Source organism: Bacillus sp. MUM 13 (assembly GCF_001866725.1).
Taxonomy (GTDB): Bacteria; Bacillota; Bacilli; order Bacillales; family DSM-1321; genus Peribacillus.
On the sequence record NZ_MLYQ01000013.1, the window covers coordinates 21,511 to 43,042 of the forward strand.

At 40.7% G+C, this 21,532-nt stretch carries 23 protein-coding genes; 20 read left to right on the forward strand and 3 right to left on the reverse strand.

Annotation, left to right across the window (positions count from 1 at the left end; genetic code table 11):
* The first annotated feature begins 87 nt into the window (after positions 1-87).
* The 9 genes from BIV59_RS04555 to BIV59_RS04595 all read left to right on the forward strand — a co-directional run bounded on the left by BIV59_RS04555 (position 88) and on the right by BIV59_RS04595 (position 9,721).
* Positions 88-897, forward strand: coding sequence for a sugar phosphate isomerase/epimerase family protein (locus BIV59_RS04555; RefSeq protein WP_071350270.1), 810 nt, complete (start codon positions 88-90; stop codon positions 895-897).
* A gap of 66 nt (positions 898-963) precedes the next feature.
* Positions 964-2,148 (forward strand): levoglucosan dehydrogenase, encoded by a 1,185-nt coding sequence (locus BIV59_RS04560; RefSeq protein ID WP_071350271.1) that lies wholly within the window; start codon positions 964-966, stop codon positions 2,146-2,148.
* Positions 2,149-2,245: 97 nt separating this feature from the next.
* Entirely contained in the window at positions 2,246-3,424 is a 1,179-nt protein-coding gene (locus tag BIV59_RS04565) for a Gfo/Idh/MocA family protein (protein WP_071350272.1), read from the forward strand.
* A complete protein-coding gene (locus BIV59_RS04570) occupies positions 3,421-4,392 on the forward strand; it encodes a sugar phosphate isomerase/epimerase family protein (RefSeq protein ID WP_071350273.1) in 972 nt (323 codons plus the stop codon). The genes BIV59_RS04565 and BIV59_RS04570 overlap by 4 nt, the downstream gene beginning before the upstream one ends.
* A 131-nt stretch (positions 4,393-4,523) precedes the next feature.
* Positions 4,524-5,816, forward strand: a complete 1,293-nt coding sequence (locus tag BIV59_RS04575; RefSeq protein ID WP_071350274.1) for an MFS transporter — start codon at positions 4,524-4,526, stop codon at positions 5,814-5,816.
* A gap of 578 nt (positions 5,817-6,394) precedes the next feature.
* Complete coding sequence (locus tag BIV59_RS04580; protein ID WP_071350275.1) at positions 6,395-7,027, forward strand: MBL fold metallo-hydrolase; 633 nt, start codon at positions 6,395-6,397, stop codon at positions 7,025-7,027.
* 520 nt (positions 7,028-7,547) lie between these two features.
* The gene (locus BIV59_RS04585) at positions 7,548-7,967 is read left to right on the forward strand and encodes a hypothetical protein (protein WP_139194302.1); all 420 of its coding nucleotides are present in this window, start codon (positions 7,548-7,550) and stop codon (positions 7,965-7,967) included.
* 86 nt (positions 7,968-8,053) lie between these two features.
* On the forward strand, positions 8,054-8,491 hold the full coding sequence (locus tag BIV59_RS04590) for a hypothetical protein (RefSeq protein ID WP_071350277.1): 438 nt from the start codon (positions 8,054-8,056) through the stop codon (positions 8,489-8,491).
* Positions 8,492-8,605: 114 nt separating this feature from the next.
* Positions 8,606-9,721 (forward strand): class I SAM-dependent methyltransferase, encoded by a 1,116-nt coding sequence (locus BIV59_RS04595; RefSeq protein ID WP_083392047.1) that lies wholly within the window; start codon positions 8,606-8,608, stop codon positions 9,719-9,721.
* A gap of 116 nt (positions 9,722-9,837) precedes the next feature.
* Here BIV59_RS04595 and BIV59_RS04600 read toward each other — a convergent pair whose 3' ends face one another.
* Entirely contained in the window at positions 9,838-10,083 is a 246-nt protein-coding gene (locus BIV59_RS04600; RefSeq protein ID WP_071350278.1) for a DUF2626 domain-containing protein, read from the reverse strand.
* Positions 10,084-10,519: 436 nt separating this feature from the next.
* Between BIV59_RS04600 and spx the strand changes: the two genes are divergently transcribed.
* The 6 genes from spx (at position 10,520) to BIV59_RS04630 (ending at position 15,123) form a co-directional block, all read left to right on the forward strand.
* Complete coding sequence (spx, locus tag BIV59_RS04605) at positions 10,520-10,900, forward strand: transcriptional regulator Spx (RefSeq protein ID WP_071350279.1); 381 nt, start codon at positions 10,520-10,522, stop codon at positions 10,898-10,900.
* 232 nt (positions 10,901-11,132) lie between these two features.
* Positions 11,133-11,741, forward strand: coding sequence for a hypothetical protein (locus BIV59_RS04610; protein ID WP_240501851.1), 609 nt, complete (start codon positions 11,133-11,135; stop codon positions 11,739-11,741).
* A gap of 330 nt (positions 11,742-12,071) precedes the next feature.
* Positions 12,072-13,052, forward strand: coding sequence for a quinone oxidoreductase family protein (locus BIV59_RS04615; RefSeq protein WP_071350280.1), 981 nt, complete (start codon positions 12,072-12,074; stop codon positions 13,050-13,052).
* A gap of 54 nt (positions 13,053-13,106) precedes the next feature.
* On the forward strand, positions 13,107-13,994 hold the full coding sequence (locus tag BIV59_RS04620; protein ID WP_071350281.1) for a TIGR01777 family oxidoreductase: 888 nt from the start codon (positions 13,107-13,109) through the stop codon (positions 13,992-13,994).
* A 94-nt stretch (positions 13,995-14,088) separates the two neighbouring features.
* On the forward strand, positions 14,089-14,556 hold the full coding sequence (locus tag BIV59_RS04625; RefSeq protein WP_071350282.1) for a GNAT family N-acetyltransferase: 468 nt from the start codon (positions 14,089-14,091) through the stop codon (positions 14,554-14,556).
* Between the two features lie 99 nt (positions 14,557-14,655).
* Entirely contained in the window at positions 14,656-15,123 is a 468-nt protein-coding gene (locus BIV59_RS04630; RefSeq protein WP_071350283.1) for an NUDIX hydrolase, read from the forward strand.
* A gap of 18 nt (positions 15,124-15,141) precedes the next feature.
* Here BIV59_RS04630 and BIV59_RS04635 read toward each other — a convergent pair whose 3' ends face one another.
* On the reverse strand, positions 15,142-15,714 hold the full coding sequence (locus BIV59_RS04635) for a GNAT family N-acetyltransferase (protein ID WP_071350284.1): 573 nt from the start codon (positions 15,712-15,714) through the stop codon (positions 15,142-15,144).
* A 263-nt stretch (positions 15,715-15,977) separates the two neighbouring features.
* Between BIV59_RS04635 and BIV59_RS04640 the strand changes: the two genes are divergently transcribed.
* On the forward strand, positions 15,978-16,862 hold the full coding sequence (locus BIV59_RS04640) for an SDR family oxidoreductase (protein WP_071350285.1): 885 nt from the start codon (positions 15,978-15,980) through the stop codon (positions 16,860-16,862).
* A gap of 29 nt (positions 16,863-16,891) precedes the next feature.
* Here the strand turns inward: BIV59_RS04640 and BIV59_RS04645 are convergent, their stop codons facing one another.
* A complete protein-coding gene (locus tag BIV59_RS04645; protein ID WP_071350336.1) occupies positions 16,892-17,455 on the reverse strand; it encodes a GNAT family N-acetyltransferase in 564 nt (187 codons plus the stop codon).
* Between the two features lie 355 nt (positions 17,456-17,810).
* Between BIV59_RS04645 and BIV59_RS04650 the strand changes: the two genes are divergently transcribed.
* From BIV59_RS04650 to BIV59_RS04665, 4 genes are all read left to right on the forward strand, one after another.
* Entirely contained in the window at positions 17,811-18,128 is a 318-nt protein-coding gene (locus BIV59_RS04650; protein ID WP_071350286.1) for a hypothetical protein, read from the forward strand.
* A gap of 171 nt (positions 18,129-18,299) precedes the next feature.
* Positions 18,300-19,118: a hypothetical protein gene (locus BIV59_RS04655; RefSeq protein WP_071350287.1), complete on the forward strand. Its 819-nt coding sequence runs from the start codon at positions 18,300-18,302 to the stop codon at positions 19,116-19,118.
* Positions 19,119-19,675: 557 nt separating this feature from the next.
* On the forward strand, positions 19,676-20,296 hold the full coding sequence (locus tag BIV59_RS04660; RefSeq protein WP_071350288.1) for a hypothetical protein: 621 nt from the start codon (positions 19,676-19,678) through the stop codon (positions 20,294-20,296).
* 282 nt (positions 20,297-20,578) lie between these two features.
* Complete coding sequence (locus tag BIV59_RS04665) at positions 20,579-21,052, forward strand: DUF1203 domain-containing protein (RefSeq protein ID WP_071350289.1); 474 nt, start codon at positions 20,579-20,581, stop codon at positions 21,050-21,052.
* The last annotated feature ends 480 nt before the right edge of the window (positions 21,053-21,532 follow it).

Here is a 21,532-nt window from a genome sequence, read left to right on the forward strand (position 1 = left end):
TAGCGAATCTCGTTTTCAGCGTCAGAGAATACTCAGATAAAAGACATTTGTACTTAAAATCATCATTCGAAACGGAGGAGTAAAACAATGAAACTTGGCTATCAAACCAATACATGGGGCGGTGTGGTAGGACATCCTGCCGGGGTTACTTCGATAAGGGAACTGTATTATCTTGCAAATGGCTCAACTGAAGAGGCCCTGAAAGACATTTCGAAAGCCGGGTATGCAGGGTTTGAACTATTCGACGGAAACTTGATGCAATACAAGGATAAAAAAGAAGATTTTAAAGCTTTGCTTAAGCAATATTCATTAGAGTTCATCGGCGTTTATACTGGAGGAAATTTCATCTATCCGGATGTATTGGAAGAAGAATTGCAAAAAATCGAAGAAGTTGCCGCACTTGCTTCTGAGCTTGGTGCAAGACACCTGGTCATTGGCGGTGGCGCGGTCCGGGGAAATGGTATTAAAGAAAGCGATTACGCTGATTTGGCCAAAGCTCTTGATCAAGTGGCAGCGATTGCAGAAAAAAATAATCTCATTCCCAGCTATCACCCGCATCTGGGAACAAATGTGGAAGCACCGGACCAGCTGGACAAGCTTATGGCGCTTACAGATATTAACTTATGCCCTGATACCGCACATATCGAAGCAGGAGGCGGAGATCCGGTAGAGGTTATCAGAAAGTACGCGGACAGAATTAAATACGTCCACTTTAAGGATTTTGCAAACGGAGAATTTTTGCCATTAGGTGAAGGGCACCAGAAGTTCGATGAAATGGTGAAACTGTTAAACGAAAACAATTATGACGATTGGATTACCGTAGAACTTGACAGCTACGCGGATCCTGAAAAAGGGGCAGAAATCAGCCGCGAGTATTTATCAAAATTTGAAAAATAAGCTTGAATGCTTTTAGAGATAACCGTACTTAACAGATAAAGTTCAAATTTAGAGGAGGATATCAAAATGAAAAAATTAAACGTAGGTATGATCGGCGGAGGTTTCATGGGGAAAGCTCACTCACTTGCATATGCAGCAATGCCAATGTTCTTCTGGCCTGCTCCGGCTCTCCCGCACCGCCACACAGTAGTGGATGTAAGAGAAGAATTGGCGAAAGATGCAGCGGCAAGATTAGGGTTTGAACATTATTCAACTGATTGGAGAGAAGTTGTCAACAATCCGGAAATAGATGTCATCGATATCGTAACGCCAAACAATACACATGCTGAAATTGCAATCGCCGCAGCAAAAGCAGGCAAGCACATTATTTCTGAAAAGCCGTTGGCTCTTGGCGCTGCTGAAGCGAAAGAAATGCTCGACGCAGTTAAGGCTGCAGGCGTGAAACATGCGGTTGCCTTCAACTACAGAAGGACTCCTGCTGTTGCCCTGGCGAAAAAATACATTGAAGAAGGAAGAATCGGAAAAATCTTAAGCTTCCGGGGAACTTATTTGCAAGACTGGTCCGCTGATCAGAACTCACCGCTATCATGGCGTTTCCAAAAGAAAATTGCCGGTTCAGGCGCACTGGGTGACATCGGTACACACGTTGTAGATTTCGCACGTTACCTGGTTGGCGAAATTACAGATGTAAACGCAATGACGAGAACTTGGATTCCAGAAAGACCGGTCCAAACAGGCGGCATTGACAAACTTGGAACGGTAAAAAGCAACGATGCGGATGTTCCGAAAGGCAAAGTCGATGTAGATGACGAGTTCATCACAATGGTCAAATTTGAAAACGGAGCTATCGGATCCATCGAAGCAACCCGCAATGCATGGGGACGCAACAATTTCATTACATTTGAAATACATGGTGAAAAAGGATCTTTATTCTTCAATTATGAGCGCCGTGATGAACTGCAAGTAGCCTTCGCAGATGATCCAAGTGATGCAAAAGGTTTCAGAACAGTATACACAGGCCCATCGACACCGTACGGAGAAGCATTATGGCCAATCCCTGCATTGGGTATCGGTTACGGGGAAACAAAAATCATAGAAACTCATGATTTCTTTAAAGCAATTACAGAAGAAGGAACACAATTCTCTCCAAACTTCAACGACGGATACCGCATTGAGCTGATCGCTGATGCAATCCTTGACTCAGCCGATAAAGGCGAATGGGTGAATGTAAACGAATTGGAGAAAAAGTAAGGCATTAGCAATTTGAAGGCTGCTGCTCCGATGCGGCGGCCTTTCTTAAAAAAAGTACGAATTTACAATAACCGTTTAACGAAGGAGGATAAGGACCATGGAAAAAATTAAAGTCGGAGTCATCGGGATGGGTTTTATCGGACCTACCCATATAGAAGCCATCAGAAGGCTCGGATTTGTCGAAGTTGTCGCGCTGGCGGATTCCAGCCTGGAGTCAGCCGAAAAAAAGGCAGCTGATTTTGGCATTCCAAAAGCCTATGGAGATTATCGCGACATGCTGAAAGACGATGAAATTCAAGTCGTGCATAATTGCACACCCAATCACCTGCATTTCGCAATCAATAAAGCCATCATTTTAGCAGGCAAGCATGTATTATCTGAAAAACCGCTGGCCATGAACAGTGAAGAATCCGCAGAACTCCTGGCATTGGCCAAAAAACACAAGGTTGTTCACGGTGTAAACTTTAACTACCGTCAATACCCGATAGTTAAGCAGCTGGCCGCCATGGTCAACCATGAGCAGCTAGGGAAAGTTAATCTTGTTCACGGGAGCTATTTGCAGGACTGGCTTTTGTATGAGACTGATTTCAACTGGCGTCTCACACCAGAAGCAGGAGGCAAATCACGTGCCATTGCTGATATCGGTTCGCACTGGTGTGACACTGTTCAATATGTAACCGGAAAAAGAATTGTCGAAGTATTCGCTGATTTGGCCACAGTCATTCCTGTACGAAAAAAATCCAAATCAAATGAAGCCACTTTTGGCTTCGAAAACGATCAGGAACTCGAATATGAAGATGTTCCAATCAACACAGAAGACTATGCTTCAGTTCTGCTTAAGTTTGAAGATGGTTCAAGAGGCGTATTTACAGTTTCCCAGGTAAGTGCGGGCCGCAAAAATCGTTTAAGCTTTGAAATCAACGGAAGCAAAAGCTCTGCTTACTGGAATCAGGAAGAACCGGCAAAATTATGGATTGGGCACCGCGATAAACCAAATGAAAACATGCTTGCTGACCCATCTTTATTCTTGCTGGAAGCACAAAGTGGAATCCATCATCCAGGCGGACACAATGAAGGATGGCCGGATGCATTGAAAAATGCAATGCTGAATTTCTATTCATTCATACGCGATGGCAAAGATCCGGAACGTGATGAGGCTGATTTTGCTACTTTTGCGGATGGACATGTTTCCATGTGCATTACCGATGCTATCTTAACAAGCCACGAACAACAAAAGTGGATAAAAGTAAGCAGAGGCCAGGAGGGGGAATTATGAAATTAGGTGTATTTACGGTTCTTTATCAAAATCTGCCCTTTGAGGAAATGCTGGATAAGCTTGCCGGTATGGGCGTTGAAGCTGTGGAACTGGGTACAGGCAATTATCCGGGAAACAGCCATTGCAATCCTGACGAGCTCTTGGAAAGTCCTGAAAAGTTAAAGACGTTTAAAAAAGCTGTTGAAAGCAGGGGAATGATCATCAGCGGACTAAGCAACCATGGCAATCCGCTCCATCCCGATAAAAAGGCTGCTGCTGCTGCACATGAAACATGGAGAAAAACCGTATTGTTGGCTGAACGGCTCGAAATTCCTGTTATCAATGGATTTTCAGGCTGCCCGGGTGACCATGCCGAAGCGAAGTTTCCAAACTGGGTGACGTGCTCATGGCCGCCTGAATATACAGAGGTTTTGGACTGGCAGTGGAATGAAGTTGTAATTCCATACTGGAAAGAGGAAGCAAAGTTTGCCGAACAGCACGGAATCAAACAAATCGCTTTTGAAATGCATCCTGGTTTTGTCGTTTATAACCCTGAAACGCTTTTAAAATTAAGGGAACACGCAGGACCTTCCATTGGTGCCAATTTTGATCCGAGTCACCTATTGTGGCAAGGAATCAATCCTGTGGAAGCCATTAAAGTGCTGGGAAAAGAAGAAGCGATCTTCCATTTCCATGCCAAAGATACGTATTTGGACAAAGCAAATATCAGTGTGAACGGCGTATTGGACACGAAACATTATAGTGATATTTTAAAGCGTTCCTGGACATTCAGGTCAGTAGGGTATGGCCAGGATGAAAAGGCCTGGAAAGACATAATCAGCACTCTTCGCGCGGTTGGATATGACTATGTCGTTTCTATTGAGCATGAAGACATGCTGGCATCCGTTGATGAAGGATTGGGCAAGGCTATCTCTCTATTAAAAGGAGCGCTTTTCAAAGAGAAGCTAACCGAAATGTGGTGGGCATGATTCTTTCCGGGGATTCGATACAGGTACTTTCATCTAGGCGCCTGTCTCGAATCCCTGGGCCTGTCTGCCTTACCTTTAATAGGACTAAAAAACATCATCAGAAGTAAACATAAGATTCCGAGGTGAGTAAAATGAATGCGATTACAGAACAACAACAAAAAAGAGCCGGACTTCCCGGGAGAATGATTTTTGGCTTTGTTACGATTCTTATCTTCATGGCCGGCGATGGGCTGGAACACGCATGGCTATCTCCTTATTTGATTAACCACCAGGGATTGACTGTCCAGCAGGCAGCAACGCTTTTCACAGCATATGGAGCAATATTGGCGCTCGCTGCCTATTTCTCAGGAGTGCTAACAGAAATATGGGGTCCAAGAAAGGTCATGATAATTGGGCTGATCACTTGGCTGGCCGGCCAAATTCTTTTCATTGAATTGGGTTTAAAGCAGCATAATTACGCTGCGATGTTACCAACCTACGCACTGCGCGGGATTGGCTATCCTTTCTTTTGTTATTCGTTTTTAGTATGGGTAACCTATCGCAGTCCGCAGCGTATTCTGGCTTCAGCAGTCGGCTTTTTCTGGGCTGCATGGAGCGGCGGCTTATATGTAGTGGGAAGTTATTTTCCGGCTTTCATGACTGATAAGATTGGGTATATGGGCCTTTTGTGGAGTGCGGTTGCCTGGGTGCTTGTCGGCGGAATTGCAGGACTTATTATAGTCGGAAATGAAAAAGTCAGCGAGAATAACGGTGACGCAAAGGACAAACTCAAGAGCTTATTGAGCGGATTTACGATCTGTATTGAAAAACCAAAAGTGGCCATCGGGGGGCTGGTCCGGATCATCAATTCAGTTGGTGTAGGGGCCCTGCCAATTTTCTTTCCGCTTTACTTGGCTTCCGAATACAAATACTCTACAGGCGAATGGTTGACCATTTGGGGAACCTTTTGGCTGGCGAACATCATATTCAACCTGGTTATCCCATACATCAGCGACAGATGGCTCGGCTGGCGGAACACGGTCATGTGGCTGGGCAGCGTCGGCTGCGGCATAATGACCCTGGTATTATTCTATACACCACACGTTGTTGGCCACAATTTCTGGGCTATGACAGCAGTGGCCATTGTATTTGGAATCGTACTTTGCGGATTCGTACCGCTTTCTGCCCTGGTAGCTGCTTTGGCACCCGAACAAAAAGGTTCCGCCATGGCAATCGTAAGCTTTGGTGCCGGCATGTCCTATTTCATTGCACCGGCAATCGTTGGCCTGTTCATCAACAGCATTGGCGCAGAAGGACTTGCATGGGTATTCTCCATCCTATACTTTACCGGTGCTGTGTTAATGAAATTCATGAAACTTCCTTATGAAGAAAAGCAGGAAGAAGGCAAAGAAAAACTTTCTGAAAGAACTGCTCATGCGAATTAGGAAACCATGTAAATAAATCATTAATAGGATTCAACGACGTTTGAACCTTAACGGCTGTTCCGTTAAGGTTTTTTAGTGTGCCAGGCTGTTCATCAGCTAGACGGTGAAAGTCCGTTATGGGCGTTGATGTATATGAACCATGACACAGCCAATGAACTCTCTCGGAAAGCTGGACGGTCTTTTAAAAGAGTGGCGCTTTCCTTATTTAACCTCAACAGCACAAGAACAATAGGGAATTTAACAATAGACTAATTGACAAGATTACTGAATTTGATAATTTGGACAAAGCCATTAAGAGGGAAGTGTAGTGCATTAAGGAAGAGAAAAAGCTGTTAGCAATGTTTTCGGAAGGAAATAATCTTATCCACTGTTAGAGTTTCACCTAGGCTCAATACAAGCTTCCAAGGCTCACATTCCTGATATCCGTTCCTATTACTATCCTTCTTTTTAACCTGTATTCCATTCCTTTCCGCCATTTATTTCCCTTGTACTATCCCTTTATAGCAATTCTCCTTTAAAAACGGACAGGTAATGGTGTAAGATGAAATTTATACTAATGTTGAACTGGAGATGAGAAGATGAAATGGAATCAGCTGCCACTTGGCCCGCTGCAGACCAATTGTTATGTATTGTCCAATCAAGAAGAATGCATCATTTTTGATCCTGGGGAAGAACCGGATAAACTGATTAATTACATAGGCTCCAAAAAATTGAAGCCGCTTGCTGTGCTTCTGACACATGCCCACTTTGACCATATTGGCGCATTGGATAAAATACGCAGCCAATACAGCATTCCCGCCTACATCCATGAAAAGGAAGCCAAATGGCTGCTTGATCCTGCTTTAAATGGGTCTCAATCATTTATGCCGGAACATCCGCTGCGATGCCTGCCTGCAGAAGAAATTATCGCTGTCCAGGACGAGCTTACTATCGGAAGCTTTTCTTTTGAAATCCTTGAAACACCGGGACATTCCCCGGGAAGTGTTTCATACTACCTGAAAGAAGAAGGAATGGTCATATCAGGTGACGTTTTATTCAAGGACAGTGTCGGCCGTACAGACCTGATAGGCGGTAATGAAGCGCTGCTGATGAAGAGCATCCACAGCCGGCTGCTGACTCTCCCTGAAAACACCATTGTCCTTCCAGGCCACGGACCAGTAACAACTATAGAAGATGAAATGGAAACAAATCCATTTCTTAATGGCTTTTAACCAACTATCGGAACTGCAGTGATGCAGTTTCTTTTTTTGCTTTTTTAAGGCTCTAGAAGGATAGCTCCCTCCTGCAGCTATTAATAAATGTAATTATAAGGAAAAAATATATGGTATTATTTTTAAAAGGCTGTTTTCGTAAACTTTGTTGCTACCTGAACAAGGGGTTGATTTCCGCTTCAGGATGCTCGCTTTCCGTGGGGCGGGCGGTGAGCCTCACAAGCTACGCTTGCGGGGTCTCACCTTCCCGCTAATCCCACAGGAGTCTCGCACCTTACACTCCAATCAACCTAGTTTAACAACAGGTTCACTTCACAGAACAATTAAAAAACAACAATCTTTAAGAAAAGGGCCTTTTAAAAAGGAGTGATGGAAACTATTAAATTAGGAGACTGGACGTGAAAAATGGATAATTGAGGATGTATGTATTCTAAACGTTCACATTCCGATTGGAAGAGAATCAAAAACCATGGATATGGAAGAAGACATCAAAACTACTTTAAGCTTTTGGAGGCCCCTTATGAAAAAGGCTTTACTAATGATAACACTCATCTTCGCAATCTCTTTAACTGGATGCATAGGTCCCGGACTGGGTGACACAGAAACGAAGGTAGCCGGCAACTGCTATTTAGTGAAGTCAGGAAAGCTTAAAGCCAGCTTGATGAAAGAAGTTTCTGGAACAAAAGAAGGGATTATTCCTAATACGGTTACCGGATTGTATGTGTATGAAGATTATATTTTTGCACGTCAACAGCCTTATGATTTGGAAAAGAAGAAATTAGTAAAATCGGAAACTCATTACTTTGTACTTCATCATTCCAGTGGTGAAATGAAAGGGCCGCTCTCTTTAACCGAGTTCAAAAGTCTTCTGGAACGCATGGACGTCAAAACAAAAGTGAAATTTGAGAATGATAATATTGTCCATGTGAATATTAATTAGCTTTAATCATGGCTGGGCAGATCCAGCACTAACAGAAGAAGACCGAATTAAATCTTGCCCAAAATTTGAAAGCAGGGAGAATCATTATGAAAAAAACAGCACTCTTTTTATCAATCGCAGCTTTTTTAGGTGCGGGAAGCTATCTTATGTATGGAATAAATGAACACGATCAGCCATCGCCGAAAGAAGATGCTGCAAAGAAATCTGACATCTCGACATGGGTCTATCATACAAAGGTTCCGGAAGATTATATATGGAAAATTCACTTCGATCATGGCTTAAATAAAAACATTCTTACCAATGAAACGGCATATGTGTTGGATAATGAAAATAAACATGTTCCTGTCAGGCTGCAGTCAGGAGATTCAGGAACACTTACCATTAAGCCGCCGAAAGAAGGCTATAAAAAAGGAACTACATATAATTTATACACAGATAGGGATTTGGATAAAGAATTTATTGGAGACGAAAAGCAGCCGAAACTATACCGAATACAATTCACCGTAAGTAAAAGTGGAGCATAGGCAGATGGTAAAAATTCAGAATAATTCAACACCTTGTTACAGCGATATATGATTCCAGCCTGTTAGGAATCATATCTCTATGTATAGAAACTGTTTTAAGAGGGGAGAGTGCTCATGGAGACGGGCCGTTCGATAGACAGCATTTTAAAAGAAAAGGCGGCAGCAAGTAAAGATGGAATGATGACTTATAGAGAGTACATAGAGACAGTGCTTTATTCACCAGAGCATGGCTATTATATGAAGGAAAGGGAAAAAATCGGAAAAAACGGCGATTTTTATACATCCAGTATAATGAGTGATGGATTTGGAATAGCCCTTGCAAAGTGGTTTTCGTATAGTCTGAAAGAAACGGGTCTAAGTCCTTTCATTGCCGAAATTGGGGGAGGCACTGGAAATCTGGCATACAGCATCCTCTCTTATCTGAAAGAAAATGATAGAGAATTATTTTCATGTTTAACCTATATTGTGGCGGACAGCAGCCCCTATCATCAAAAACGGCAGAGGGAAAAGCTGAAAGGCTTCGATCATATCGTTTATGCAGAATCCATTGCAGAGTTGGAAAATTTCGAGGGGATTATATTTTCCAATGAATTATTCGATGCGCTGCCGGTCTATGTTGTTGAAAAAAAACAGGGTGTTATCCATGAAGTATTCCTGGAAATGAACAATGGGTTTCTGACCGAGTGTCTGAGGCCCTGCATAAATACGGAATTGATAGGGTATATAGAGAATCAGAATATCATCTTAGCTGAAGGGCAGCGAATGGAAATACCGCTTGATATGGTTGCTTGCCTACACTCACTCTCTCAAAAACTGAAAAAAGGGTTTTTGTTAACAATCGATTATGGATATACACATGATGAGTGGAAGGAAAACATACACTCAAAGGGCAGTTTGAGAGGATATTATAAGCATACGATGGTGAGTGATGTGCTGGAACGTCCCGGCGAGATGGATATAACGTCACATATTCATTTTGATGCACTTAAAAGCTTCGGGGCACAGTACGGATTGAGAAATGAAACGCTGCTTGGGCAGCATGAATTTCTGCTTCGCTGCGGACTGCTTGAGGAAGTGGCCGATCATCAAAACACGGATCCATTTTCAGCTGTTTCTAAACGTAATAGATCCATCCGCAGCCTGCTTCTTCCGGGAGGGATCAGTTCTTACTTCCGCGCCTTGATCCAGACCAAAAATATGCCGAAGATTGACAGGCTGTTTCCTTATTAAACATGAAAAGCTCCCTGCTGAATGCAGGGAGCTATGTATTGCATTTGTTTAGCCCGCAGGAAGATATGTCCCGCTAGTTCAACCGGCTTCATGAAGCAAACCGGGCAGGCTGGACTTTATTCCATGCCTGCTCCCGGAACCATCATAAAAGTGGACCAGTAGGTAAATCCGACAAAGAAAACGGTAAGATAGGCTCCGAACACATAAATATACATCCGCTCAGATAATCGCAAATAACTTAATAGAATAAAGAATCCAGTTTGTCCAAAGAAAATCAAGGCGGTTGTATACATATCACCTAAATAGAAAAATATGGCCATAATACCAGTCCAGAAACCAAGAACTCTGTACATGCGCTCCATCTGTATCCCTCCTTTGTGCCAATCATATCCATTCTAAATAATTATAAATTACAAGTTCGCAGGATGTAAAGACTTGATTGTATGCGCTTTATTATTTAAAGGCAAAAAATACAGATAATTCAAGTTTTTTTGACAGGCTGTTTTCGTAAACTTTGCTGCAATGGAACAAGGGGTTGATTTCCGCATTATGAGTCTCGCACCTTAAAACTCTAATCAAACCGGATGAACAATGGGAATGCTTCAGGAAAAACAATAATTTTCAGCTCTTTAAATTAAGCCATTTCACTAGTTATTTTCACATATCAGGAGGAAAGCGAAAAAATTTAAAAATAAATCTTGTACATATAAGGGTAAATGCTGTACAAATGTTATACATATGTTATACAATCTCCGTATACCTACTTAGATAATTAAATTTTAGAACGGAGGATGAACAATGAAAACATTAACTTTCTTTTCATACCCAAGCTGTACGTCATGCCGCAAAACAAAAAAATGGCTGCGGTCTAATCAAGTCACTTTTGAGGAACGTCATATCTTCAGGGAAACACCAACTCCGGACGAATTGCAGGAAATATTAAAATTAACAACAGAAGGGCTGGATGAGCTGCTTGCTACAAGAAGTGAAACCTTTAAGAGCTTAAACTTGGATTTGGATGACCTGAAATTGTCTGATGTCCTCCAGCTATTATCAAATGAACCGAAGCTATTAAGGAGACCGATTGTTACGGACGGGGAAAAGCTGATTATCGGCCATCACGAAGATGCACTAAAAAGCATGGTTCATATGAAAAATGAATTGAAAGTGAGTATGTAAAATGAATTCTCGGTCACTCGAGAATTTTTTTTTTGGGGAACGGGCAATTTTGCCTGCTGCTTTGACCCTTTGTGGTTTCCTAAAATAGATAAATAAAACCGCGGCTTTTATTAAAAGGCAATTTGAAGGAAATAGGGCAGATAGAAGGGATTTGGGAAAAATAAGGAGAATTAATAGACTATGATGTTTTTGAAAGATGTCGCTGAAAGTAATCATGAAGAGGAGTGCATGTGTGATAAAAAAAGAATTCGAACGTCCGACCGATTATTATGATAATCGTCTATATCCAATTGATGAAGAAATTTGCAGGCTGCTCCAGCAGAGGAAAGCTCTTTGTGAGGGTAGACCTGGCTTTCCGCCAGATAAGGCAATCACTGAGTGGGCCGGGAAATATGATATTTTTGAAGAGTTTCTGCAATCCATATTCGGATTGATGAGAATGGATTTTTTCTTCAAGCCCCAAGTTGAGCCATCTGGATTTATAAAACACCTGCCTGTATTAAAATCCTTTGAACACGAGGAAGAGATCTATACAATTACGTATATCAAACAATACACAAATGCCAGTGTACTGAACCTTCATATTGATTGGAATGAAAAAATAGATACCCCGCTTGAGATGATAAGAAAAAGACCCCGTGATTTTTTAGAATTACAGATAGATCAATACGATTGCCGTTCAGATGGTAGCGGCGGCGGACAAGGATTCCGCACCCATACATATATTATATCCCCAGCATTGCCGGACAACTTATCCGGGCTGGAACTGGTTTTCAATAAAAGAGATTCAATATTTATTGAAAGAGATATGGAAGACGACATAATCATAACCTTGGGATAAGGGCACTATGCTTGTGATTAAGGATTCAGATAAGAGAACCCTTACTTTATGCTTCAGTGACACCGAGAAAAATCATCGGTTTTTCTTGGTGTGTCTTTATTACGCCATTGATTTGGCATGCCTTTTTCCGCAGCATTCCACGGAGAACCGCTCACTCCACACCCTCGACGCTTAGCAGCAATCCTTTGCGTTTGGCTATTCATAGATGAATAGTTGTATTTTGCTTGCTGATAATTTTTTCTAATCGCTATACATAAGACATCTGTCATTCCGGCGGGTTTATGAAGATTGTAAGATAAAGGAAGGGTTAATGGAGGGGAGGACAAAGAGATGAAAGCAATTATTGTAAAAGAGTATGGCAATCCCGAGGTTCTAATCTATACAGATACAGATATTCCTGAAATAGGACCCTCTCAGGTGCTGATCAGGGTGGAAAAGACAAGTGTGAACTTTGCAGATATTAAAACAAGATACGGAAAAAAAGGAAGCAAAAAACTGCCTTATATCCCCGGGCTTGATACAGCCGGGGTGATTGTAAAGACTGGACGCGATGTCCGGAAATTCAAGGAAGGACAGAGAGTCATTGCTTTTCCTTTCACGGGGTCTTATGCAGAATATGCAGCTGCCGAGGAAAACCTCACCTTTGCCCTTCCGGAAAATATAGACTTTGATACGGCTGCTGCGTGTCCGACAGTCTCTTTTCTTGCATACAAACTTATTTGTGATATTGCCAAAATCCAAAAAGGAGAAAATGTTCTGATCCATTCAGCTGCCGGAGGAGCAGGAACAGCGGCCATCCAGCTGGCAAAAATTCTGGGAGCCGGAAAAGTAATTGGAACGGTTGGGAATGAAAGCAAAGCTAAAACCGCCCTTGAAGCAGGAGCAGATATGGTCATTTGTTACGAAAGAGAGCATTTTGCAGAAAAAGTCAATGATGCAACAAATGGGAAGGGTGCGGATATTATTTTGGACTCTATTGCAGGGCGGGTTACTGAGAAAAGCCTATCTTGCCTTGCTCCATATGGCAGGCTGGTTCAATACGGCAATAGCGGGGGCAAAGCAGGAAGCTTTCAGACAAGTGACCTTCATTCCAGCTGCCGGTCCGTTCTTGGATTCAGTCTTGGGACTACAAGAAAGCTCCGCCCTGAAATCCTTGAGGAAACAGCAGGACATGTGCTCCGCTATCTTTCTGAGGGCTCTTTGAAAATGAAAATCGGCCGTCGCTTTGCTTTAGAAGACGCTCATTTGGCACACGGGCTGATGGAAAGCAGGCTAAGTGAAGGGAAGATCCTGCTTGATATGAGGAAGTGAAGAATCATATTGATAAATATATAAACGTTTGACGAAAAAGGAAGAAGGAATTTTATGAAAAAGAAAGCGGTTTTAGCGGGGGGGACTGGATTTATAGGTGCCTTTCTTGAAAAGAAGTTCTGTGAAATTGGCTATGAAGTAAAGGTGATCTCCCGGCAGGCTCCACATATTAACTGGCAAGACACAGATGCCATCATCCGTGCGCTTGAGGAGGCTGAGATATTAATCAATTTGGCAGGCAAGTCTGTGGATTGCCGCTATAATAAAAGGAATAAAGAAGCGATTCTTCTTTCAAGGACGAAAACGACGAATATTCTCGGAAACGCCATATCTCAATGCAAAACCCCTCCTAAGCTCTGGATCAATTCCAGTACAGCCACCATCTACCGCCACGCGGAGGACCGCCCAATGACGGAGGAAGAGGGAGAGATAGGCTCTGGATTCTCTGTGGATGTTGCCAAGGCATGGGAACAAGCATTTTTTGCTTTTCAATTGCCTGAGACAAGGCAAATTGCCCTAAGAATTGCGATTGTTCTGGGGAAAGATGGAGGTGTGATGACTCCCTTTAAGAATATGGTCAAGTTCGGCCTCGGAGGCGCACAAGGACCTGGAACACAAAAATTCAGCTGGATCCATGTTGAAGATCTCTGCCGCATCATCACCTTTTTACAGGAAAAAGAATCTTTGAGCGGTGTATTTAATTGTTCCTCGCCGAACCCTGTCACGAACGCAGAGTTAATGGAAAACCTCCGGAAAGCCATGGGGGTTAAGGCCGGGCTTCCATCAGCAAAATGGATGCTTGAGCTTGGTGCTGTGTTCATTAAAACAGAAACAGAGCTCATTTTAAAAAGCAGATGGGTAATCCCTGAAAGACTGGTAAAGGAGGGGTTTGTATTCAAATACAGCCGCATTGATGATGCCCTTCATCAAATCCTCAGCTGATAAGCAGCAAGGCAGCTTGTGTAATCAAATTAGGATTTCTAAAGGATAAAGAGTCAAGCGGGAACATCTAAAACTATGATTAGAGGTAACATGGATGAACGTTCAATTGAAGGCTGTGACAAGAGAAAACTGGGAAGAAGCTTTGTCATTAAAGGTTAAAGCAGCACAGAGCCGCTTTGTTCCCGAACCAGCGGTATCACTTGCCAAAGTCTATATTAAACCAGACGGCGACAATGTCCAATACATTCCATTTGCCATCTATAATCAAAAACAAATGGTCGGGTTCATTATGCATGCATATATTGAAAATACAGCAAATATGTACTGGATTAATGGATTTATGATCGACGAAAAGCACCAGGGCAAGGGATACGGGAAGGCCGCTCTTGACGGGATGATTTCTTGGATCATCAAAACTTTTCCTGCATGCAAAGAAATCCGGCTGACTGTACATAGGGAAAATCATACGGCCATGGGACTATATGAAAAATATGGCTTTGTTCCTTTAGGAGAGGCAATTGGCGAGGAAGATGTATGGTCTCTGCCTGTCTCGAAGCTTTGATGAGAAAAAAGCAGAGATGAAAGCTAAGGTATGTTCTCTGAGATAGTACGAAAGCACATTTGATCTCTGCTGGCCAAATAAGAATTCATGGAGAAACTAATGACGCAAAATAACATCGTATTGGTTGTGAGTACATCAATTATTAACAATAATAATGACGTACTGCTTATAAAAGAAAACACGTTATCAGAGAAAAATAAGTGGAATTTTCCTTCTGGGCACATAGAGCAAGGAGAAGATATTCTTCTTGCTGCATGCAGGGAAGCAAAAGAAGAAACCGGCTATGATATCAGGCTGACACACACGACAGGAGTATACAATTTTATCAGCCGTACAAACCATCAGGTGATACTATTTCATTTTACCGGTGCCATTGCCGGAGGTTCACTAAAGCTTGAAGAAGACGAAATTACAGACAGTAAATGGATTCCGCAAGCGGAGATTTTAGAAATGGAAAACGGCGAACTCCGTAATCCTGGTGTTATGAAACAAATTGCACGATCTTTAATAGATAAGGAGTTATATCCTATAACTCTCTTCAAAGATCAATTAGTATCACTTTATTGAAGGCTGCCGTGCATCACATTAGCTTAACAAACATATTTCTATGAAGGAGTCTTTTATTGATTGGTATTCCCTGTCTAAAATACTCATAAATATATCAGTTTCATATTTACCCTCAATTAAGGCTCCTTCTCTTTCTACTCCTTCTTGTATAAAACCACACTTTTCATAACATTTGATTGCTCTCTTGTTATACTGGAGAACTCTCAAATCAACACGATGTAGTTGGAGTTCCTCAAATGCGTAACGGAGGACCAATTGTGTAATTTTTGTTCCTAATCCTTTGTTCCAAACAGTTGGGTCAAATAATCCAACAGCGTAACGTGCTCTATTATCTAATTTATTTACTGTTAACCGAGCCTGTCCTACAAAACGCCCTTCAAATTCTACACACCATTCTAGTTTATTGATTTTAATAGCATTAACAAATTTCTGAGCATCTTCCTTTGTTTTCGGTGATAAATTCCTTGTATCTCCACCATACATTCTTTCAAGTTCTTTATTTACTTCAATTTTTAAGTAATCAATTACATCACGCTCAATAGGTTGCCGCAACAACACTTTATCGCCTTTTATCATTGGTGCTTCGTTCATTTACCGACACCCCTTCAACTTTCTTCTTCAACATTACTGCTCCGTTACTTGAAGAACACATATTTCCATTATATGTTATTTTCTCGGCGTATCAATCATTCAATTGAAAAATAACGTTTTTTTAGGCACAACTCCGAGCGTACTGCTAGGTTTATTGATATTTGAAAAAGGGAATCGTTAACACATACACTTCATTTAACGTTGTCTGCACTTATGCAGAACATATGAATGATAAAAATTCACTTAACTAAGGAGAGATACCCTTGTCAAATCCTGAAAATCCATTAAACCAGTATTATAACGAAGATTTCCCAAAACAATATCAAGAACCGCCAGCTGTTCAGGGCGAGATGAACCCGCTTCCGGACTGCGGTGAAACAAGCTATAAAGGCTCCGGCAAGCTATTGAACAGAAAGGCCCTTGTTACAGGCGGAGACTCTGGTATCGGTCGCGCTGCAGCCATTGCATATGCACGTGAGGGAGCAGATGTTGCCATCAATTATCTTCCAGAAGAACAGGCAGATGCAGAAGAAGTGAAAAAGCTTATTGAAGCAGAAGGGAAAAAAGCCGTGCTGATTCCCGGCGATCTTAGTGATGAATCTTTTTGCAGAGAGCTTGTCGAAAAGGCGTACAAAGAATTAGACGGGCTGGATGTACTGGCGCTTGTTGCCGGCAAGCAGCAAGCTGTTGAAGATATCGCAGAGCTGTCTACAGAGCAGCTGCGAAAAACATTTGAAGTTAATGTCTTTTCATTATTTTGGACGGTACAGGCAGCATTGCCGTATTTGCCAAAAGGTGCTTCCATAATCACCACAACCTCAGTACAAGGCTATAACCCTAGCCCTAATCTGCTGGACTATGCATCAACAAAATTCGCGATTACCGGGTTTACCCGCGGATTGGCGAAACAGCTTGGATCAAAGGGCATTCGTGTTAACTCTGTTGCCCCCGGCCCAATCTGGACACCATTGCAAATTTCAGGAGGGCAGCCAAGCGAAAAAATCCCTGCTTTCGGACAAAACACACCGCTCAAGCGTGCTGGCCAGCCAGTGGAATTAGCGGGTGTATATGTATTCCTTGCTTCAGAGGATTCAAGCTATGTGACAGCCCAAGTGTATGGTGTTACAGGCGGAATCGAACTGGCATAAAACTTAAAACAGCTTTGGAGTCCCTGGCCTCAAAGCTGTTTTTTTATGTTTTCATGGAATCTTCCCATTACTGCAGTATGATAATACCTGCCGTCGGAAAGAATTTTATCATTTTTTAAGATGCCTTCCACTTCAAATCCATGCTTGCGATAAAGGGAAATGGCCTTTTCATTAGTTTCCAGCACATTTAACGTCATTTTTTTAATCCCGTTCACGTCTGCCCAGCAAATCGATTCTTTCAATAAATTTTTCCCTATAGCATAGCCCCAATACTCTCTTAAAACACATACTCCGAATTCTGCCTTATGAGAATATCTCTTTAATTGATTTCCCTCGCATCTTGAAAAGCCGACAATCTTATCCTGCACCTGAGCAACAAGAAATAGATTTTTTTTACTTTCAGAGTCTCTTTTAATGATTTGTTCAAAGCCTGGCGGATCAATGAATGCCTCACCTTTTTCTCTATCTAAGTTTTCTGTTTCACCATCAATCTGCAGCCTCAATTGAGACAAATCCCCGGCATCTTTTTCACTTGCAGACCGGATTGTATAATTCATTCCATTCACGCAGAATTCTTGTTTGTTTATAATCATCATTATCTCCTTTTTCAACTTTGTTTCTAATAAGCTGTTTTCGAAAGCTTTGCTGCTACGGAACAAGGGGTTGATTTCTGCTACAGGATGCTCGCTTCCCGCTAGTCCCGCAGGAGTCTCGCACCTTTCGCTCCAATCAACCACATTTAATAATGAGATCGCCTCACAGAACTCAGAAAAAACAACAATTTTTATGATAAAAGAAGTTCCATAACGCTGAATCCATTTGGCTTCTGGCTTTTCCGATCCTCAACAAAGATATTCTCCATCTTCATCGTGATTTCCTGTTGTGCTAATTGAATGAGTGCTGTATGGAAATACTATCCTTACACATAAAAAAATAAGGAGGGCTATCATGCCAAAAAAGAACGAAGCAGCTGCCGGGACTGCGGAGGAAAAAGAAGCTTCCGGGTCAGGAAAAGAACATACAAAGAATGCAGATAATACGAGCCGCCTATTGGGAGAGGTACTAACCTACCTTTCAGACGATGAAGTGGAGGAAATAGATATCGAATATCTCCTGGACCACACTGAGTGCCTCAGGGATTGGTGGGATCAGTACCGTGAAAACAACAGAAAGCAAATTGAAGAAGAAATTAAGAATTCCCTGAACAAGCTGCCTCTTAACGAACTGGAAAGCATCCGCGAAAAAATTAAAGAGAAAACAAACTGATGGCAAGTAAATAACATGTCTTAATGAATGCATTCTCTAGGAGGGAATGCATTTTTTTCTGTAAATAAATGGTTAATCATGTTAAAGTAGTACCACGGGAATATGAAAAAAAGGTAATCTTTATAAAGCGATTAAAGGGTGTTTCGAGTTATCAGAAATGGGGCCGAGGATTTGAAAAAAATAAAACTGTCTTCTATTATTTTGTTTCTGTTCACATTTTTTTTAACCTTTCAAGGAGCCAGTGCTGCTGAATTCTATTTTCCGAAGGGAAAAGGTGAAGTGCCGGCAAAGGCTAAGGAATTTGCGGAGAATCATTTTAAAGAAATAGTTGTGGCCACTATACAAAATGATAATCCTTCTTATTATTTCCTCACAGATAATACTGAAGATATCAAATTCGGTGATTTGCTCCCCACCTATTCGATGACGAGGAAGTTCAAAAAAAGTACAGATGATATAAAGGAGCCCCACAAGGGATTAATACAGGCCAATGAATGGATTTCCGTTGTTTATCAGGAAGGCAAACCTGTTAATGTGATTGGGACATATAAAAATGAAGATAATAAATATGAATTCTCTACTTTCGGATATGGAAAGAGTTTGGCGGAAAGTCTTGCCGGATTAAAGCCAAGTCCTGACAAAAAAATTTTTTATGAAATGCCGAGAAATGCCTGGTATCTGTATCAAAACGGCAAGGTAAGCGGGTTAAATGATTCAGCAAAAAAAATACTTCCTGCAGCTGTGACTGTCATACAATTCAGGAAAGATATCATCGAAAGATATAAAGATGCGAAGCCTATTTTAGATGCTAACGGAAATGACAGTTCTGTCGGAGGAGGCGACGGGGGAGACACATCCCAAGACCTGGATGAGCACAAGACTCTCAGCCCTGTTGTCTTGTACGGAAGCATCAGCCTGCTCGCTGCACTGGCAGTAACTGCTTTTGTCATCATTCGAAATAAACGGAGCAGATCCTCAGAAATAAAATAGATACAGAAACTCATCATATTCACAAAGCTAACAGATAAACATATTTAAAAGTAACTAACCCGCACAGCATTTTAGTTATTGGCTCTGTTAATGTTGATTTTTGATATAAATGAAGGAAACCCCTTAGTAAAAGGTTTCCTTCATTTAAACTAACGTTATTTTTTATTGTATATCGGTACTTCCCATTTTTTTCGACAAGCTATTGAAATTGAAAAGAGGCAAAAGTTGCAATGATCGCCTGTGTAAACAAACTCTTACACTGGATTTATGCAATCCTAAAAAGGAATGAGGAGTTCCTGGACATGGCTTAATCCACAAGAAAAAACATCTTATAAAAAACCTTCCAATTAATGTTTGGAGGGTTATTTGGCGTGTCTTCAAAAAGTATAACACGGATAATAAGAAGTTCTTGTCTCCTATTAGCTGGTTGGAGTTGAAGAAGAAACTTAAAAGGAATCAAATATAAAGAATCCTAAAATAACTTAATTGATATAATCTATTTTCACTTTGTTTTATAGTATTTTTATGGTATTTTTGGTAAAAGGAGGGGAAATATTGTGAATATTAAGAAATTCACTGTACTGGTTATTGCGATACTGTTTTTTACTACAACTATTTTTTTTCAAAAAACATCTGCCAATAGTTCAACTCGAAATGCAACTGAGGTAGTTCCGAATGGCTATAAGAATCGACTGGAAAGCTTACATATAGGTAGGTCTAATAAAATATCTAACAAAATATTCACAGAAACTAAAAAAAGAGAACTTCAAAATGAAATAACCAACCGTTCAGATGAATATAAAATTGTAAATGCAGGATTAACCTCTAATCCCACACATACTTTATATTTCAGTTTAAACGGAAATAATAACCATTTTTATATTCAAATTTTCAAAGGTCATCTTGACCTTCGTAACAATCATCAGATAATTGAGAAACAGGAAAAATGGAGATTAATACCAGAGCCACAATTGTCAATTGAACCACAACAGAAAAAATATATTATAGCTGTTTCGGAAATGAATTATAAAAATAACCCATTCACAATCATTATCCAAAGTTATGATGTACAAACAGACTCTTATGCAACACCTTATACAAAAGCAGAGATTTTAAACTTTGCAAATGCCTTACAAGCAGATGCAATTCTTAAGGTTATAACATCTCAGACATTGTGAAATCTTGACTTAAACTATAGGGTGCTTCTTATTCTCACAACGCTTTTGAGTAGTTTAGTAATTTGGTCTGGTTCGTCTGTCTAGTTTCAACTGATTAATAACGCTATTTGTTCTGATTTGGCTGCTTTAAAAATAACAAATGGGTAAAATTGTATTTTATGATATTATTTTAATAAATACTCATTTAACAAACAGGCATGATTATTTAATAAGTTTTATGAACTTTAGTGGAAGCATCATTAGTGAAATGCTTTATTACAACTATTTAAGGAAGGATAGAATATGAAAAATAACTTTCAAATCGTTGCGTTACAAGAGAAGGAGTTTAATAACCTATTTTTAATGAATGAAGAAGAATTAAAAAGTATCGGGGCAATTAAAATGATTGCAAATAATAAGCCAGGATATCCATGCAGGATAAGCTTGAAGGATGCAGAGGTAGGGGAAGAGGTTATCTTATTGAATTACCAATATCATAATGTTAATTCCCCTTATAAAGCAAGTGGACCTATATTTATACGAAAGGGAGCAATTACTGCTAAGCTAGATGTCAATGAAATTCCGCATATGTTACATCATAGGTATCTATCTGTACGCGGCTACAATGCTGACTCAATGATTGTAGAGGCAAAGGTTACAGAAGGTATAAATTTAAGAGAAAATATAGATGAAATTTTTGATAATAAAGAAGTTGAATATATTCACATTCTTAACGCTAAACCAGGATGCTATAACTGCCTTGTTAATAGAGTGTGAAGAAGTTGGAAATGCAAACTGCTATTATCCTATAAATAAACTGAGCAAAATGATAATTGGATCTTATAAGAGCTTAGATGACCCGTTTCTTCGGCAATTTGGAAGCTTTTATTGAATAATGAAAACAGCCACTACTTTATGGAATGGCTGTTTTTTATACTTCACGGAGAAATTTGATTGTAATATGATTTGGGTTCTGACAAGCACTAAGACACACCTGAATTTTCCGTTCTTTTTCCGCCATTTTTTTTGCTTTGTTGCATTATTGGTTGATGTTTGGACTTTGATTAGTGCTTATATGACACGCCGCTGCCAATTCGCCAAATAAAAGCAGTAATCTAAAGGCTTGAGTATTTCTCCAAGCTAACTTCCATTAAGTGAAACTCAACTGGATATTTATGTTAAAGTAGATGTAAAGTTTATGTAGAAATACACAAAAACTAAACAGGTTATTTTAAGAAAAAGAGATAAAAAAATAGT

Coding starts and splice junctions, on each gene's coding strand:
- spx (WP_071350279.1), top strand. CDS start 10,520: ATGAAAACATTAACTTTCTTTTCATACCCAAGCTGTACGTCATGCCGC.
- BIV59_RS04645 (WP_071350336.1), bottom strand. CDS start 17,455: ATGATTATAAACAAACAAGAATTCTGCGTGAATGGAATGAATTATACA.
- BIV59_RS04665 (WP_071350289.1), top strand. CDS start 20,579: ATGAAAAATAACTTTCAAATCGTTGCGTTACAAGAGAAGGAGTTTAAT.
- BIV59_RS04600 (WP_071350278.1), bottom strand. CDS start 10,083: ATGGAGCGCATGTACAGAGTTCTTGGTTTCTGGACTGGTATTATGGCC.
- BIV59_RS04560 (WP_071350271.1), top strand. CDS start 964: ATGAAAAAATTAAACGTAGGTATGATCGGCGGAGGTTTCATGGGGAAA.
- BIV59_RS04570 (WP_071350273.1), top strand. CDS start 3,421: ATGAAATTAGGTGTATTTACGGTTCTTTATCAAAATCTGCCCTTTGAG.
- BIV59_RS04585 (WP_139194302.1), top strand. CDS start 7,548: ATGAAAAAGGCTTTACTAATGATAACACTCATCTTCGCAATCTCTTTA.
- BIV59_RS04635 (WP_071350284.1), bottom strand. CDS start 15,714: ATGAACGAAGCACCAATGATAAAAGGCGATAAAGTGTTGTTGCGGCAA.
- BIV59_RS04565 (WP_071350272.1), top strand. CDS start 2,246: ATGGAAAAAATTAAAGTCGGAGTCATCGGGATGGGTTTTATCGGACCT.
- BIV59_RS04620 (WP_071350281.1), top strand. CDS start 13,107: ATGAAAAAGAAAGCGGTTTTAGCGGGGGGGACTGGATTTATAGGTGCC.
- BIV59_RS04630 (WP_071350283.1), top strand. CDS start 14,656: ATGACGCAAAATAACATCGTATTGGTTGTGAGTACATCAATTATTAAC.
- BIV59_RS04555 (WP_071350270.1), top strand. CDS start 88: ATGAAACTTGGCTATCAAACCAATACATGGGGCGGTGTGGTAGGACAT.
- BIV59_RS04590 (WP_071350277.1), top strand. CDS start 8,054: ATGAAAAAAACAGCACTCTTTTTATCAATCGCAGCTTTTTTAGGTGCG.
- BIV59_RS04580 (WP_071350275.1), top strand. CDS start 6,395: ATGAAATGGAATCAGCTGCCACTTGGCCCGCTGCAGACCAATTGTTAT.
- BIV59_RS04615 (WP_071350280.1), top strand. CDS start 12,072: ATGAAAGCAATTATTGTAAAAGAGTATGGCAATCCCGAGGTTCTAATC.
- BIV59_RS04650 (WP_071350286.1), top strand. CDS start 17,811: ATGCCAAAAAAGAACGAAGCAGCTGCCGGGACTGCGGAGGAAAAAGAA.
- BIV59_RS04595 (WP_083392047.1), top strand. CDS start 8,606: ATGGAGACGGGCCGTTCGATAGACAGCATTTTAAAAGAAAAGGCGGCA.
- BIV59_RS04575 (WP_071350274.1), top strand. CDS start 4,524: ATGAATGCGATTACAGAACAACAACAAAAAAGAGCCGGACTTCCCGGG.
- BIV59_RS04625 (WP_071350282.1), top strand. CDS start 14,089: ATGAACGTTCAATTGAAGGCTGTGACAAGAGAAAACTGGGAAGAAGCT.